Source organism: Photorhabdus noenieputensis (genome assembly GCF_018448935.1).
Lineage (GTDB): Bacteria > Pseudomonadota > Gammaproteobacteria > Enterobacterales > Enterobacteriaceae > Photorhabdus > Photorhabdus noenieputensis.
In genome coordinates this window covers 154,478-170,776 of sequence record NZ_RCWC01000006.1, presented here as the reverse complement: position 1 = coordinate 170,776, position 16,299 = coordinate 154,478, and the positions used below count along the sequence as shown (strand labels likewise).

The following is a 16,299-nucleotide window of genomic DNA, read 5'->3' as shown; positions in this document are numbered from 1 at the left end:
TCAGTGGCGACAGCGTTATGCCCGGCCGTGGCTGAATGAGTTCCGGTCCTGGTTGCAGACGATGCAGACCCAAACGGCACCCAACTCCGGGTTACGCAAAGCGATAGATTACACGCTGAAGCGCTGGTCGGCGCTGGTGTGTTATCTGGATGACGGCCGGGTGCCGATAGACAACAACCGGGCGGAGAATGCGGTCCGGGGTGTGGCGCTCGGCCGAAAGAACTGGCTTTTTGCGGGTTCACTGGCCGCGGGGCAACGGGCGGCCATGATAATGAGCCTGCTGGAAACAGCCAAAGCCAACGGACATGAGCCCTGGGTCTGGTTACGTGATGTCCTCAGTCGGCTGCCTTCCTGGCCGAACAGCCGGCTGAATGAGCTGCTTCCCTGGCCTGAGAATCCCTTCAGTTAACATCCATCTTGTTGCTATCTGACAACGCAAGGTGAGTTCACCGGAACATTACGCCGAACAGCCGGCTGAATGAGCTGCTTCCCTGGCCTGATAATACCTTCAGTTAACATCCATCTTGTTGCTATCTGACAACGCAAGGTGAGTTCACCGGAACATTACCAGCCGGCTGCCTGTCTGGCCGAACAATCGGTTGAATGAGCTGCTGCCCTGGCCTGAGAATCCCTTCCGTTAACATCCCATTTTGTTGTTATCTGACCACGCAAGGTGAGTTCACCGGAACATTACGGTTTATGTTTCAAAGTATTGTATGTTTTCTAATGATTTTATTTGATACTAATAGAAAGAGAATAGAATGTAATGTTACTTGGCATTCATACAGAATAAATTCAGATAATGGTTCTGCTTATTAATAATAAAGTTTAGTAAATTAAATGAAATTATTTAAAAAATAGGGAAGATGAAATTTATTACTTGGAATGATAAATTAATGGCAAAAATGATATCTATTATTTCAGCCATAAAGTAGTGAATTTAAGCTTCTGAATAGGGAGTTGGTAATCGGTTATGATAAGGAATGTTTTGTAATATTAAGAAATAATCAATTATTTAGCGATGGTGTGATCATTCGGTATGAATGGGTCATCGGATTTTTCCTATGTAAAAGCAAGGTTGAGGAAAGTGATAATCGCTATTGAATAGTTTTCATTTGAAAAGACTTTACCTGCTTCTCTAATCTAAGTAAATCATTGAGGTAGGGTACAATAAAGTCAATTTGTTACAAATAATCTCAATAGGCAGGAGTGTTGTTGTTTGAAATTTAAAAGCATTTAGATATAGTTAATTTTATATTAAATTATTATCAGATTGTTCACCTCTTTTGATGTTTTGGTTATCGGTTTACTCTGATTTTTGAAAATTAGATTTCGTCAAATTTTATTTTACATTTAAGTAGATAAATTTCTAGCGTTATTAATGAATAATTATTTATTTATTCGTTTCATCTATTATGTAGTAGATTTAATTTATGCACTTTTTATTCGCTTTTTATGCACTCATGGTGCATAAAATGTGCATAAAAATACTTTTTGGAATTTTGAACGAGATCAAAAAGTATTTTTTTTGTGTATAACTTGTGTTGACTTTGTTAAGAGTGGACAACAGTATCTGTCTAGAGGCTGTGCAACTATTTTTAGGAAATAGTCATGGGATTAATAAGAACAATATTAAATAGATCCTGTAATTCTATTATTTTTAAGGTTTTTTAGGTTTCAGTTTGGTAAACCTTTTACTCGGCATACATTAATAAGTTGTGTAAGTGTGAGACAAAAAATGATGCGGGGTATATTACTTTCTCTCGTCCGTGTACTCTCTATTTTAAGGGGAAATGATCTATGTTAGAAAATATTCATAGAAATTGGTTTGATCACTATATGGTACCCTGTTTCTCTCCTGCTAAGTTCATACCTGTTCGGGCCAAAGGTTCGAAAGTTTGGGATCAAGATGGTAAGGAATATATCGATTTTGCAGGTGGAATTGCCGTTAATTCATTAGGGCATGCACATCCTGAGTTAAAGGATGAATTAATTTCTCAGATTGAGAAAATATGGCATATAGGTAATGGTTACACTAATGAACCTGTCCTAAAGTTAGCAAAACGACTCGTGGAAAATACTTTTGCTGATAAAGCGTTTTTCTGTAATTCAGGGGCGGAGGCTAACGAAGCAGCATTAAAGTTAGCCAGAAAATATGCTGTTGATAAATATGGGAAAAATAAGAGTGAGATTATTTCATTTAAAGATTCTTTTCATGGTAGAACATTATTTACCGTTACAGTAGGAGGGCAGCCAAAATATTCACAAGATTATGCCCCCCTTCCGCAAGAAATTACCCATCTTCCTTATAATAATTTGTCTGCGATCAGAGACCATATTTCTGAAAATACCTGTGCGGTTATTGTCGAACCTATTATCGGTGAGGGCGGTGTTATTCCAGCAGATCCTGCGTTCTTGCAGGAATTACGCACTTTATGTGATCGTTTTCAGGCACTGCTTATTTTTGATGAAATTCAAACTGGGGTAGGTCGTACAGGGTACCTTTATGCTTATCAGGAATATGGTGTTGAGCCTGATATTCTTACCAGTGCTAAAGGTCTCGGCGGTGGTTTTCCTATCGGCGCTATGTTAACAAAACAACATATTGCAGCGGCTTTCCAACCTGGAACGCACGGTACCACGTTTGGCGGTAATCCTCTGGCGGCGGCAGTTGCCAATAAAGTGCTTTCCATTGTTAATCAGCCGGAACTGCTCACTGGCGTTTTGCAACGTCATGATTACTTCATGGATAAATTATCGAAACTGAATCAGCGTTACCAAATATTCAGTTGTTTGCGCGGTAAGGGGCTGCTTTTAGGCGCTGAATTGGATAAGGCTTGGCAGGGTAAGGCGAAACAATTAACTAACTTGGCAGCCGAAGAGGGATTAATTGCCTTGATCGCGGGTCCAGATGTATTGCGCTTTGCGCCGGCATTAAATATCGATTTTGCTGATATCGATGAAGGTCTGGTTCGTCTTGAAAGCGCCATCATGCGGTTTGTAGGTTAATAGTAAGTAGGTTAATAGTAAGTGAAGGTGACGTTATGATGCTTTTCCGAGCTGTCCGGCATAGTGACTTAAATGGGGTTCAGTCTTTATCTCAACGCGCGGGTATAGGTTTGACATCTTTTCCTAATAACCTGGAGCAATTACGCTCACGTATTGCGCGTAGCGTTGATACTTTTGATGGAAAACTGACCAGATCTCAACAGGGATTCCTTTTTGTGCTGGAAGATACCAGTGTAAATCGGGTGGCGGGTGTCAGTGCCATCGAAGTGGCGGTTGGGCTGGAGGAGCCGTTTTATAATTTTCGGGTACAAAAAACCATTCGCTCATCACGTGAATTGGGGATTTATAAATCTATTGAAGCGTTAACTTTGGAACAAGATCAAACCGGTAACAGTGAATTGTGTACCTTGTTCCTCGATCCAGAATATCAGAAGGGAAAGAATGGAACATTTCTCTCCAAAGCTCGTTTTCTTTTTATTGCCGCATTTAGGGATATTTTTTCTAAAATTATATTCGCTGAAATGAGGGGAGTTGCAGATGAGCAAGGAAGCTCCCCTTTCTGGAATTCATTGGGACAACATTTTTTTGGCATTCCTTTTTCTCAGGCAGATTATTTAACCGGTATTGGATCGAAAACCTTTATTGCGGAGCTTATGCCCCTTCACCCTATTTATATATCCTTATTATCGGCTGAGGCGCAGAAGGTGATTGGGCAGGTTCATGAGAAAACAGTACCCGCGCGGGCCATTCTTGAAAAAGAAGGTCTCGTCTATCAAGGTCATATCGATATTTTTGATGGCGGCGCTTTATTACAGGCTGAGATTGACCGAATACGTGCAGTAAAAGAGAGTCGTCTCGTTCCTGTCAGTAAAGCCGAATCAGTGACCAGAGACGATGGTATTCCTTGCATCGTTGCCAATCAGCAGTTTAGTGAATTTCGAGCGCTTTTATTGAATGTGGCTTGTGACAGTAATGAACTTTTTTTAACAACCGCAGAGATGGCTGCACTTCAAGTAAGCGATGGAGAGCAGGTGCGACTGGTTAGTCTCTTTCCAAAGGAAAATTAAACATGAATTATAAAGCACATTACATTGGGGGAAGATGGATTGAGGGGCAGGGTGAGTCAATAACTAAATTTTCCCCAATAGATCAACAGATTCTGTGGCAGGCTAACAGTGCCGATGCTTCGCAAGTCAGAGCCGCTTGTCATGCTGCCCGTGAGGCATTTTATGCCTGGTCACATTTGCCCGCTAGTGAGCGGATTAAAGTCGTTCAGACGTTTGCGGCTTTACTGAATGAGGAGAAAGAGACGCTTGCTCGTGTTATCAGTCAGGAAACGAGTAAACCGTTATGGGAGACTCGGACTGAAATACAATCCATGATAGGTAAAGCGGCCATTTCTATCGAAGCGTGGGAACAGCGTACCGGTGAATCAGAAATGATTATGCCTGACGGCCGCGCCTTACTGCGTCACCGTCCTCACGGTGTGATGGCGGTTTTTGGTCCATATAACTTTCCCGGACATTTGCCTAATGGTCATATTATTCCTGCGCTTATTGCAGGTAATACGCTGGTGTTTAAACCGAGTGAATTGACGCCGATGACGGCAGAAGAGACGGTGAAGCTATGGGAAAAAGCCGGTTTGCCCGCAGGTGTGCTTAATCTGGTTCAGGGAGCGCGCAGTACCGGAACCGCATTGCTGGAGGATAAGCAGATTGATGGCGTACTGTTTACGGGGAGTGCCAATACTGGCTTTCACTTTCACCGCGTGCTTGGCGGTCAGCCAGAGAAGATGTTGGCACTTGAAATGGGGGGAAACAATGCATTGATCGTCGATGCTTACGACGATATCGATGCCGCTGTTTACACCATTGTGCAATCAGCATTTATCTCCGCCGGTCAACGTTGCACTTGTGCTCGCAGATTGTTGGTCAAAAATGGCGTGCATGGAGATGCGGTGATTAAACGTTTGGTGGAGGTGACAGAGCGGATCGTACCATCCCATTGGGATGCCCAACCTCAACCGTTCATCGGCGGCGTCATTTCTCTACAGGCGGTGCAAAATCTCTTGGAAGCTCAAGAGCGGCTACAAAAATTGGGTGGCATCTCTTTAGTTTCGGTGGAGCAATGCGAGCCGCAATCAACGTTTCTGACCCCAGGAATTATTGATGTTAGCCAAATCGCTGATGTTCCTGATGAAGAGTATTTCGGGCCGCTGCTCATGCTTATGCGTTATGACACATTTGATGAAGCGCTGGCAATCGCCAATAACACCCGATTCGGATTGGCTACCGGTTTAATTTCGCCGGATGCTGCTCTGTTCCAACGTCTGTTAGAAGATGCCAGAGCGGGCATTGTGAACTGGAATAAGCCGTTAACCGGGGCTTCCAGTAAAGCGCCTTTCGGTGGCATTGGCGCATCAGGAAACTACCGGCCCAGTGCTTATTATGCTGCCGATTACTGTGCTTGGCCGATGGCATCTTTGGTTGCCGACGAACTTACTTTACCTGAAACGCTTGCGCCGGGGATCAGCTTCCCTGATTAACCGTTTAACGGGAAAGGTTTTCAACTTATTTTTCAGGGGGATTTATGGCTGGTTTTGAAGCAAATTTTGATGGGTTGGTCGGTCCGACCCATCATTATGCGGGGCTTTCAGTGGGTAATAAGGCTTCGATTAATAATAAGGACAGTGCATCTAACCCGCGTAAAGCCGCGTTGCAAGGTGTGATGAAAATGAAAGCGCTGGCTGATGCAGGCTTTATTCAGGGAGTGCTTCCTCCGCAACAACGCCCTAATATCCCTGCCTTACGTAATTTAGGTTTTGTCGGCAGTGATGAGCAGATACTGCATAAAGCAGCCAAGTATTCTCCAGTGTTATTATCAAAACTGAGTTCTGCTTCATCAATGTGGACAGCAAATGCGGCAACCGTGTCGCCTTCGGCGGATAGCGCTGATCAGCGAGTTCATTTCACGGTAGCAAATTTAAATAACAAATTGCACCGTTCGCTGGAAGTAGAGACGACAGCCGCCGCGTTAAAAGCCACGTTTGCTGATCAAAATTATTTTGTCCATCATCAGGCGCTTCCACAACATGAAGATTTTGGTGATGAAGGGGCGGCAAACCATAATCGCCTTGGCGGTGATTATGATGCGCCTGGCGTGCAGGTGTTTGTCTATGGTCGTAGCGCGTTTCGCGGTGGCCCGGTGCCTAAACGTTATCCTGCGCGACAAACATTGGAAGCCAGCGAAGCGATTGCGCGGTTGCATCAGCTTAATCCGGCGCAAACCGTTTTTGTCCAGCAAAACCCGGCGGCCATTGACAGTGGTGTTTTTCATAACGATGTGATTGCGGTCAGCAACCGAAATGTCCTTTTTCATCATCAACATGCTTATTTTAATCAATCTCAGGCACTGGCCGAAATTAAGCAGAAACTGGCGGTATTGGGACAAGATTTTGTCTCAATTGAGGTGCCGTCTGAACAGATCAGCATTAAAGATGCGGTTGATTCTTATCTCTTTAATAGTCAGTTACTGAGTAAAATCGATGGAAAAATGGTGATTGTTGTTCCTGAGGAGTGCCGTCAACACGCTGCTGTTTGGACCTATTTACAGTCGCTGATTGCGCAAACCTCTTCACCTGTTAATGAAGTCCGTGTTTTTGATCTGCGGGAAAGTATGCGCAATGGCGGCGGCCCAGCCTGTTTGCGTCTGAGGGTGGTACTAAACGATGCTGAATTTCGTGCTGTCAATCCCGCAACACTGCTGAATACGCCGCTCTACGAGCGCCTGATCAAATGGATAGAGTGCCATTATCGTGACGAATTATGTGCCAGTGATCTGGCTGACCCCCAATTACTTCGTGAAGTTTATACCGCTTTGGATGAGCTCACGCAGATTCTGAATTTAGGATCAATCTATGAATTTCAGCGCTAAATTGGAGCAAATATGGATCTGTTAACGTTATTGCTTGAAAAAAAACTTGCCGACCTCCTGACATTTCCAGAAACAATGAATGCGCATTGGTTGGCAGAAGGGGTACTGCAATTGATTCCCTATGAAGGGGAAAATCGGGCGCTGGTGATTTCTGCCGGTATTCACGGTAATGAAACTGCGCCCATTGAAATATTGCTCCAGTTACTCGCGCAGTTGGCGGATGGCACATTAACACTAAAAAATAACTTGTTGATCATCTTCGGTAATTTGCCTGCAATGCGTGCGAATCGACGTTATTTACATCATGATTTGAATCGAATGTTTGGTGGCCGTTACCTGGATTTTCCGTTGGGAAATGAGCGCTCACGTGCGGCTGAACTTGAAGATGTTGTGAGTCGTTTTTTTGCTGAACCGTCGGTGTCATCGACAAATATTCGTTGGCATATTGATCTGCATACCGCTATACGCGCTTCTCACCATGAGCAATTTGCGTTGTTGCCTGCTCAGAATCGCCCCTTTTCTGCTGAATTTATACAATGGTTGCATGACAGTGATATTGATGCGCTCGTTTACCATCGAGAAAAAGCTGGGACTTTCAGCCATTTTCTGAGTGAAAAGTTTGGGGCGGATAGTTGCACGATGGAGATGGGTAAAGCACTGCCTTTTGGAAAAAATGATTTAACAAGATTTCAAAAAATTACGGATACTCTTTATGGTTTAATCTCTTTATCGCGAATAACAGCACGTACTAAATCTGAACTGAAACATTACCAGGTAATTAATTCCATTATTAAGAGTCACGACAGTTTTCAACTTCATATACCCGCAGATACCTTGAATTTTACTGAATTGCCAGAAGGATTTGAAATTGCCAGCCAACATGATCGCCATTGGAAAATTAAATTTCCGGCGAAGTTTATTTTATTTCCTAATGCTGAGGTTGCTAATGGATTACGAGCAGGATTGTTACTTGCTTTAAATAAAAAATAATTAAATAAATAAGGCATTATTCCATTTTCTTCCTGAAGCCGTGGCAGAAAGATTTAGCAGTCAACTGCTTCTTTAATGACGGACGGGTATTATCATGATAAAAAATAATAAAACTCAACAAAACCTTTCGGCAGAGAAATTTGCTGATACACAAACGCTTCATAGAGGGCTAAGTGCGCGTCATATTCAATTGATTTCCATTGGTGGTGCTATTGGCACAGGTTTATTTATGGGGTCAGGAAAAACCATTGCCGTGTCGGGTACATCGATCATTATTACCTATGCCATTGTTGGTTTTTTTGTCTATATGGTGATGCGGGCAATGGGAGAATTACTCCTGACTAAACTGAATTATCGCTCTTTTGCTGATTTTGTATCGGATTATTTAGGCACCAAAGCCAGTTTTTTTCTCGGCTGGACTTACTGGATGAGTTGGATTGTCTCTTGTATTGCTGATGTTGTTGTATGTGGCGGCTACATTCAATATTGGTTTCCCGGCGTCTCTCTTTGGGTGCCGGCATTTATAACGTTAGGTTTACTGGGTACTTGTAATCTTCTTTCTGTCCGCTTATTTGGCGAAGCTGAATTTTGGTTCGCCATGATTAAGGTTATTGCGATTTTAGCGTTGATTATTATTGGTGTTGGTATGGTGATGGTAGGTTGGCAATCACCGGATGGTATGGTCGCCTCGGTGAATAATTTAACTGATCCATCTGTATTTCTGCCAAATGGTATTTTTGGTTTTTTTGCCGGTTTTCAAATAGCGATTTTTTCTTTTACCGGTGTTGAGTTGGTTGGCACGATGACGGCAGAAACCAAAGATCCGGAAAAGATATTACCGAAAGCAATTAATAATATTCCGATAAGGATTATTATTTTCTATATCTTCTCCATGTTGAGCATTATTGCTGTCACTTCTTGGGGGCGGATTTCATCTGAAACCAGCCCTTTTGTGACACTATTTGCCCTGGCTGGTCTGCCTGCTGCCGCCGCAGTAGTTAATTTTGTTGCGTTAACGTCGGCAATGTCCTCTGCTAATAGTGGATTATATGCTTGTACACGGATGCTGTATGGTTTATCAACGGAAAAGAATGCCCACCGGAAATTTAAAATTCTTTCCCGCAATACTGCAATTCCTGTACATAGCCTGATATTTTCTTGTTTCTGTATGGTGGTCGGTACGTCACTTTTATTTATCATACCGAATGTCATGCAGTTATTTACTATTGTATCCACCGTTGCTTCGATTATGGTGATTTATAGCTGGTGTGTGATTTTGGTTGCCTATTTGGTTTATCGTAAGAATTACCCTGATGTGCATAAACGTTCAATCTTTAAAATGCCTCTGGGGGTGTTAATGACTTGGATAACCCTAATTTTTTTCATTTTTACCATAGTGGTAATGGTTTTTGACCCGGATACACTGGTCGCACTTTGTGGTACGCCTTTATGGTTTATTTTGTTAAGTATTTTATGGCGCGTAAAAAAGAGAAATGAGGCACAGGAAGAACAACGCTATCAGATATCAAACGAGAGTTTTCGTTCGTAGTCAGCTAATTGAGAAATAATAAATTGAAGCAGATAGAAAAATGGTTAGTCTCAATCGAACGCAGGTTGTCGCGCGTGGCCTTTATTGGTTATCGCCCGTAATATCTCTTACCTCTTTGCCCATTGGGCAAGGAGGTATCCTACTTGAATAATGATGTTGTACTGACTATATCCGTCATCTTTCAAGTTGCTTCTTTGTTGGCTGCACTCACTCACCCCGGTCACATAGTTGTCTATGCTCCCGGGGATTCGCTCCCTTGCCGTCGCGATGCATCTTGAAATCCATAGGGTATATGCGAAACTGAATTTAAATTAATTTAAAGTAAATGTAGCGATTGTTCAAAAATGTATTTTTAATGTTATGGGGATGTGTATTTTGTTTAATTATATTTTGGATTTTTGGAATTAATTTAAGTAATTATTTTGTTTTATTATCAGTATGGTGTTTTTATTACGATTATAATACGTTTTTGACCATTGCAGTATAAATGGTTATATAATAATTTTATTATTGCCATGTCGCCTTGATATATAAATTAAATATTTTTTATTTTAATCATATTGTAATTTGTTTTTGTTTTTTATAGTTAAATAATCTACCTTATTAAAGGCAGGTAATAACAATGAAGATTAATGCAACGGCTAATTTATTATATTATCTGCAATGGCATTCTTTAATTAATATATAATTATGAAATCTATTTTAATCTAATCAGGTACCAAAACCATAAATAAAGCAAGGAGAGAAATATGAGTTTGAATAAAAAAGTTTTCCTTATTACACCGTTTTTATTAGCGATGAGTAGTTTCAGTATGGCATGTATGAAAGATCCGGAGAACATTAGAAATCAGGTAAAAGATGCAATAACTGCAAATGGATTGGCAAAAACCAAAGTAATGTCTTTATACACAAATTGTGTTCTTAGAGTTAAAGACAACACACCAAATAAACTTACGCTAAAGAGTAGTAAAACTTCAAATAGTGATAATGAGGCAGAAAAAGCGATGTACTGGTATCGAGGAATAGAGATAAAGGAATATCAAACATTTGATAAGAATAGGAACGAAAAAATTTCTTGCGTTCAAGAAAATAGTTTCTGTGGAATTGCGCCTCAATTCACTTACTCACAAAGTTATCTAACGAATAAAAAACCAGGTGTTGTTATTGAATTTAAGACGGAAAAGGCTGGTTGGTTATATAATGACTTTACAATTAAAAATGGATGTAAGACTAAAGTTGAAGGTGGAGGAACATACGGGCTTGGTGTAACAGGAACATCGGCAAGTTGTAATTCTGCATATAAGCAACGCGGAATAGGAAATATATTTAATGGGTGGTTATCAAAGAATAAAGTACAAGCCCAGGTCGCGTATGTATTATTACAGAAAAAGAAAAAATAGGCTTCTCTGTGCTGAAACTATGCAATTATCAATCTTGAATATAAGCAGATAACTATAAAGGTGAGGTGCCGCGTATATGCGGCACGATTAAATTGTTTTTTGTATTTAATTGTGTTCAGTTAGATAGCAGAAAAACTTTCATTGAAAAATATTTTATAATAGTGATAAATAATTATTTGATTTTTATGTATTTTATAATCGAGCATAATTGCAATCTTGTGAAAGTTATTTAGATTGTTATGATATAAAAAATCGGTGGTTATTCTGTTATATATAGAACAGTGAATGTTGATAAATTGCTTATTTTATATATTGTTGAAATTTTTCTATATTTGCTCTTATATGTTTAAGTAAGATATTTTTTAGTTTAATGATTCTGTAATTTGTGTTTTTTGATTTAATAACCTATCCTTACTTAAGGAAGGAAATAATAATCGATTGAATTAAATGATTTATATTGTAATGCTTTATTGTTATTAATTTATTGTTTATGCCGTAAATTATATGTTAACTTAATAATAACTAAATTTATTTTGTTCCATTTATTACAAAATAATAAATAAAATAAGGAGATAAACATGAGTTTGAATAAAAAGATTTTCTTTATTTCGCCATTTTTATTAGCGATGAGTAGTTTCAGTATGGCATGTATGCAAGATCCAGAAAATATTAGAAATCAGGTAAAAGACGCAATAGATTATAATGGATTGAGTAAGACTAAAGTGATGTCTATGTATGGAAATTGCAAACTTAGAGCGAATGTGAAAAATTTTGATAAAAGAAATGACATTGAGTTAAATAATACTTCTACTCATAATCAGGATGATGAGGCTGCGACAGCAAAGTATTGGTATAGAGGGATGGGAAAAGATGAATATATATTATTAGACCGCAATGGATATAATGCAATCCCTTGTGTTACAGAGGCGAGCTATTGTGGAATTACACCTCAATATACTTATGCAAAAACATATCCGACAAGTGAAAAGCCTAAAATTACTATAGAGTTCAGTACAGAAGGATCTGGTTGGTTATATAACGAATTTACAACTCAACATCAGTGTCAAATTAAAGCGGAAGGGGGAGGTTCATATGGGCTTGGCAGAACAGGAACATCGGGTGATAGAGTGAGTAGCTGTAAGCCTGCTGAATATAGGGTAGGGGTTGAATTTAACAGATGGTTATCAGGACATAAAATACAAGCTCAAGTTTCTTATGTATTGTTACCGAAAAAACCCAAAAAATAGGATTTGACATCTATTCTGTTACCCTGTAATTATCAATCTTAAATTTTTTCAAATAAATATAAAGTGCCGCAGATATGCGGCATGATTAAATTTCTGATTTATTTTGCATTGCCGTCTGTGTCAACTTCGATAAAAGCGGGATATAGCATATTTTTTCTCCTTAATTTGAATGTTTCGAGTTACTTCATTAGAGAACGTTATATTTAGCAATGGAACACTTTTTTTACCTATCTGCTTATAGGTATATGTTTGACGATTCCATAATGTGGGAATACAATATTCGTCAAGCAAGTAAGGAGGTGCTATGAACACGATACTGACAAACCGCAGCAAAAGTGCTGAGGCTCTTAATGAGTACCAGTCCCTTTTGCAACGGCGATTTGACAAATTGCTCATGTCATTACTGCCTGAGTTTAAAGAGAAAACGCAGGCCACAAATGCTCTGGTGCTAAGTGATAGCGAACTACTTGAGCTATTATATACGACTCAACTTGAACACAAAGTCCGAACTCCAGCACGAGAGCTTCGTAAGCTTAAACGCCGCGCTGAAAACTTAGCTCTGTTCTATCAGGAACTTGATAAAATGGGCGGAACTATCAAAACCGGAGACGTTGCAGAGATACTCGGCATAAGTCGTCAGGCTGTTAACATAAGAGTGAAAAGCGGAAAGTTGCTTGCTTTCAGAAAAAACAGTGATTACGTTTTTCCTACATTCCAGTTCACTACCGGCGGAGTCTTGCCTTACTTTGAAGATGTCATGAAAGTGATGGGCGTGGGCATTAACCCAGTGTCGAAAATGTCTTTTTTAACGACACCATTATCCTGCAATAGAACACCTCTTGATATTATGATGAAAAGCGATGCTTCCGAAAATGAACTGGCTTTGATGTTGCGAGCTGCGTCACAAGTGGGTCATCAGATCGCAAGCTGAAATAAAAAAAGCCCTGTTTGGGGGGCAACTTTGTATTATTCAAGTCGGATAATTTTGAAGTTAAGCACTTCTTCCAGTAATTCATCTGCTGATATGTCGGGTTCATTCCATGTACTCGGCATATATTCTGAATCCCTGTAATCAACCAAGCTTTGCATTTCTGCGTCTACAAACCGATCTTCTTGCTTCTCCCACACTGCATAACAGAAGTCTGTAGGCCAGTGGCGAGATATGTAGCAAATACCATCCATTTCATTATTTAAGAGTTCATAGAGGCAAGCCATAGCTCTTTTTGTCACTGAGTAATCTTCATCAACCATGACACTTAACGGGATATGTAACATCCCAATAAGTTTAGCAATATCGATAAAAACTAATTTTCTCAATGAACGAATGTTGCACATCCTCGCAGTACGGATCTCGGATTCATCAATAAATCGTAACCCTTCCTTATGCCATAGCCTCCCATAGCTTTCTGCCAGGGCTGTAACTGCCCGGTCGGCCATGTAACATACTCGAAAAGAATTATCTGGGGAGTTATATCGCCCATCGCCAAAATTGAAGTGCAGAGCAGACGGCCATTCTTTCCTTTGCCAACGTTTTAAATTCCAGTCGCCAGGAGTATAAGTTGGAATGGTGTGGGTTTTATAGATTTCCCGAATTTGTTTTTCTAAATTGGGATACAGAATCTCCTTGTGCAGCATTTTATACCTACATCGAAACAGTTGGTGCTATAAATGTCATTGATGATAAAACAATTATACAACTTTTAAAATAGGCTCTCGTTTAGTCAGGCCGATGCTGATATTGGTATGCTGTGTGTTAGCGATTAAACTTATTAGTGCTGAAAATCACCCGCTACGAATTATGATCTTTAATCTTCTCTAAATCGTACTGAATTAAAGCAAATCACCAAACGGATTGAATTATGCCCAATTTCATCAATTAAGATTGGCGTAAGGTTTATAACGCAGAAGAATAAATTTAAAGGTCTGAACCTTATTAATGAGGTCAGACCTTATTAATTTAACTGGCGCGTGCAAGAAACGGTTACGCTTCTCCCTGCGCTGATTGAATCGCAGTCAGTGCGACAGTGTAAACAATATCGTCCACCAAAGCGCCACGGGACAGGTCGTTAACCGGTTTACGCATACCTTGCAGCATTGGTCCGATTGAAACCAGATCCGCAGAACGTTGTACCGCTTTATAGGTGGTGTTACCGGTGTTCAGATCAGGGAAGATGAACACGGTAGCTTGACCGGCAACCGGTGAGTTTGGTGCTTTGGATTTCGCTACGTCTGCCATGATTGCGGCGTCATATTGCAATGGGCCATCAATGATCAGATCTGGACGTTTTTCCTGTGCCAAACGAGTTGCTTCGCGAACTTTCTCAACATCGCTACCGGCACCGGAGTTGCCGGTAGAGTAGGAGATCATGGCAACGCGCGGTTCGATACCAAATGCTTTAGCTGAATCCGCCGATTGAATAGCGATTTCAGACAGTTGTTCCGCAGTCGGATCTGGATTGATTGCACAGTCACCATAAACCAGAACTTGTTCCGGCAACAGCATAAAGAACACGGATGAGACCAATGAGCTACCCGGCGCAGTTTTGATTAACTGCAATGGTGGGCGGATAGTATTTGCCGTGGTGTGTACCGCACCGGATACCAAACCATCAACTTCGCCTTGTTCCAGCATCAACGTACCCAGAACAACGTTGTCTTCCAGTTGTTCACGTGCAACGACTTCGGTCATGCCTTTGTTTTTACGCAGTTCAACCAGACGTGGAACATAACGCTCACGTACAGCAACCGGATCAACAATTTCAATACCCGCGCCCAGTTCTACCCCCTGAGCAGCGGCGACACGACGGATCTCTTCTGGATCACCAAGTAAAACGCATTGCGCGATACCACGATCAGCACAGATAGATGCCGCTTTCACGGTACGAGGTTCGTCACCTTCCGGCAGAACAATGCGTTTGCCTGCTTTACGCGCCAGTTCTGTTAATTGATAACGGAATGCTGGTGGAGAGAGACGGTGTGGGCGTTCAGAGTTCGCTGTCAGGGAGTCGATCCACTCTTTGTTGATATGGTGTGCGACGTAGTTTTGCAGTTTTTCAATACGTTCATGGTCATCTGTCGGCACTTCCAGGCTGAAACTTTGCAGGCTCAGGGAAGTCTGCCAGGTGTTGGTATCAACCATAAAGACTGGCAGGCCAGTGTTGAAAGCACGTTCACACAATTGTTTAATCGGCTCATCGATGGCGTAGCCACCAGTCAGCAGAATTGCACCGATTTCAACGCCATTCATCGCCGCCAGACAGGCTGAAACCAGAACGTCAGGACGATCAGCCGAAGTGACCAGCAGAGAACCGGGACGGAAGTGCTCTAACATGTGTGGAATGCTGCGTGCACAGAAAGTCACGGATTTCACACGACGAGTTTTGATCGCGCCTTCGTTGATAATACGGGCGTTTAGGTGTTTTGCCATATCAATTGCACGAGTTGCAATCAGGTCAAAACTCCACGGAATGCAACCCAAGATTGGCAATGGGCTATTTTTAAACAGTGTGTTCGGATCGATGTTGGATATGGTGGCTTTTGAGGATTCATCAAAGATCTCTGACAGATCCGGACGAGTACGGCCTTGATCGTCAACCGGCGCATTCAGTTTGTTAATAATAACACCGGTGATATTCTGGTTTTTGCTACCGCCAAATTCAGCACGCGCCAGTTCAACTCGTTCTTTCAACTGTTCCGGGGAATCGTTGCCTAACGCCAATACGAATACGATTTCAGCGTTCAGAGTTTTGGCAATTTCATAGTTGAGAGATTGGGCGAATGAATGCTTGCGGGTTGGAACCAGACCTTCAATCAGAATGACTTCGGCGTCTTTGGTGTTTTCGTGGTACAGGGCCACGATCTTTTCCATCAGTACATCTTTCTGATTGGTTGTCAGCAAAGATTCCACATGCGCCATGTCCAGCGGTTCAGCGGTCTTTATGCTGGAATGAGAACGGATGATTGTCGTGGTTTGATCTTGGGTGCCACAGCAACGGGATTGGGCGATAGGTTTGAAAACACTCAGGCTAACGCCTTTTTGCTCCATTGAGCGGATTACACCTAAGCTAACACTGGTCAGGCCGACGCTGGTGCTAGTAGGGATCAACATAATTGTACGGGACACGGAAACCTCTTTACGGTTGCTCGTTGGTCAAAAAATAGCACCGCCAGC

Annotated in this window: 12 protein-coding genes; 10 read left to right on the top strand and 2 right to left on the bottom strand. The window is 41.4% G+C overall.

Annotated elements, in window-relative coordinates; genetic code table 11:
- The 10 genes from EAE91_RS07130 to EAE91_RS07085 form a co-directional block, all read left to right on the top strand.
- Positions 1 to 409 (top strand): IS66 family transposase (locus EAE91_RS07130; RefSeq protein WP_214087868.1); only part of this gene is annotated, 409 nt, incomplete at its 5' end.
- 1,391 nt (positions 410 to 1,800) lie between these two features.
- Positions 1,801 to 3,009, top strand: coding sequence for an aspartate aminotransferase family protein (gene astC / locus EAE91_RS07125; RefSeq protein ID WP_214087867.1), 1,209 nt, complete (start codon positions 1,801 to 1,803; stop codon positions 3,007 to 3,009).
- Between the two features lie 38 nt (positions 3,010 to 3,047).
- The gene (gene astA / locus EAE91_RS07120) at positions 3,048 to 4,076 is read left to right on the top strand and encodes an arginine N-succinyltransferase (protein ID WP_244868713.1); all 1,029 of its coding nucleotides are present in this window, start codon (positions 3,048 to 3,050) and stop codon (positions 4,074 to 4,076) included.
- Between the two features lie 2 nt (positions 4,077 to 4,078).
- Positions 4,079 to 5,554, top strand: coding sequence for a succinylglutamate-semialdehyde dehydrogenase (gene astD, locus EAE91_RS07115; RefSeq protein WP_214087865.1), 1,476 nt, complete (start codon positions 4,079 to 4,081; stop codon positions 5,552 to 5,554).
- Between the two features lie 44 nt (positions 5,555 to 5,598).
- Complete coding sequence (gene astB, locus EAE91_RS07110) at positions 5,599 to 6,942, top strand: N-succinylarginine dihydrolase (RefSeq protein ID WP_214087864.1); 1,344 nt, start codon at positions 5,599 to 5,601, stop codon at positions 6,940 to 6,942.
- Between the two features lie 12 nt (positions 6,943 to 6,954).
- Positions 6,955 to 7,932, top strand: coding sequence for a succinylglutamate desuccinylase (astE, locus tag EAE91_RS07105; RefSeq protein ID WP_214087863.1), 978 nt, complete (start codon positions 6,955 to 6,957; stop codon positions 7,930 to 7,932).
- Between the two features lie 94 nt (positions 7,933 to 8,026).
- Complete coding sequence (locus EAE91_RS07100) at positions 8,027 to 9,481, top strand: amino acid permease (RefSeq protein ID WP_214087862.1); 1,455 nt, start codon at positions 8,027 to 8,029, stop codon at positions 9,479 to 9,481.
- A 749-nt stretch (positions 9,482 to 10,230) separates the two neighbouring features.
- Positions 10,231 to 10,881 (top strand): hypothetical protein, encoded by a 651-nt coding sequence (locus EAE91_RS07095; RefSeq protein WP_214087861.1) that lies wholly within the window; start codon positions 10,231 to 10,233, stop codon positions 10,879 to 10,881.
- 578 nt (positions 10,882 to 11,459) lie between these two features.
- Positions 11,460 to 12,128, top strand: a complete 669-nt coding sequence (locus tag EAE91_RS07090; RefSeq protein WP_214087860.1) for a hypothetical protein — start codon at positions 11,460 to 11,462, stop codon at positions 12,126 to 12,128.
- A gap of 304 nt (positions 12,129 to 12,432) precedes the next feature.
- Positions 12,433 to 13,059, top strand: coding sequence for a helix-turn-helix domain-containing protein (locus EAE91_RS07085; protein WP_214087859.1), 627 nt, complete (start codon positions 12,433 to 12,435; stop codon positions 13,057 to 13,059).
- A 35-nt stretch (positions 13,060 to 13,094) separates the two neighbouring features.
- Here EAE91_RS07085 and EAE91_RS07080 read toward each other — a convergent pair whose 3' ends face one another.
- Together EAE91_RS07080 and pta are read right to left on the bottom strand one after the other, a co-directional pair.
- Positions 13,095 to 13,763 (bottom strand): RES family NAD+ phosphorylase, encoded by a 669-nt coding sequence (locus EAE91_RS07080; protein WP_132347255.1) that lies wholly within the window; start codon positions 13,761 to 13,763, stop codon positions 13,095 to 13,097.
- A 346-nt stretch (positions 13,764 to 14,109) separates the two neighbouring features.
- The gene (gene pta, locus EAE91_RS07075) at positions 14,110 to 16,251 is read right to left on the bottom strand and encodes a phosphate acetyltransferase (RefSeq protein ID WP_214087858.1); all 2,142 of its coding nucleotides are present in this window, start codon (positions 16,249 to 16,251) and stop codon (positions 14,110 to 14,112) included.
- Positions 16,252 to 16,299: the final 48 nt, after the last annotated feature.

Coding starts and splice junctions, on each gene's coding strand:
- astC (WP_214087867.1), top strand. CDS start 1,801: ATGTTAGAAAATATTCATAGAAATTGGTTTGATCACTATATGGTACCC.
- astA (WP_244868713.1), top strand. CDS start 3,048: ATGCTTTTCCGAGCTGTCCGGCATAGTGACTTAAATGGGGTTCAGTCT.
- astD (WP_214087865.1), top strand. CDS start 4,079: ATGAATTATAAAGCACATTACATTGGGGGAAGATGGATTGAGGGGCAG.
- astB (WP_214087864.1), top strand. CDS start 5,599: ATGGCTGGTTTTGAAGCAAATTTTGATGGGTTGGTCGGTCCGACCCAT.
- astE (WP_214087863.1), top strand. CDS start 6,955: ATGGATCTGTTAACGTTATTGCTTGAAAAAAAACTTGCCGACCTCCTG.
- EAE91_RS07100 (WP_214087862.1), top strand. CDS start 8,027: ATGATAAAAAATAATAAAACTCAACAAAACCTTTCGGCAGAGAAATTT.
- EAE91_RS07095 (WP_214087861.1), top strand. CDS start 10,231: ATGAGTTTGAATAAAAAAGTTTTCCTTATTACACCGTTTTTATTAGCG.
- EAE91_RS07090 (WP_214087860.1), top strand. CDS start 11,460: ATGAGTTTGAATAAAAAGATTTTCTTTATTTCGCCATTTTTATTAGCG.
- EAE91_RS07085 (WP_214087859.1), top strand. CDS start 12,433: ATGAACACGATACTGACAAACCGCAGCAAAAGTGCTGAGGCTCTTAAT.
- EAE91_RS07080 (WP_132347255.1), bottom strand. CDS start 13,763: ATGCTGCACAAGGAGATTCTGTATCCCAATTTAGAAAAACAAATTCGG.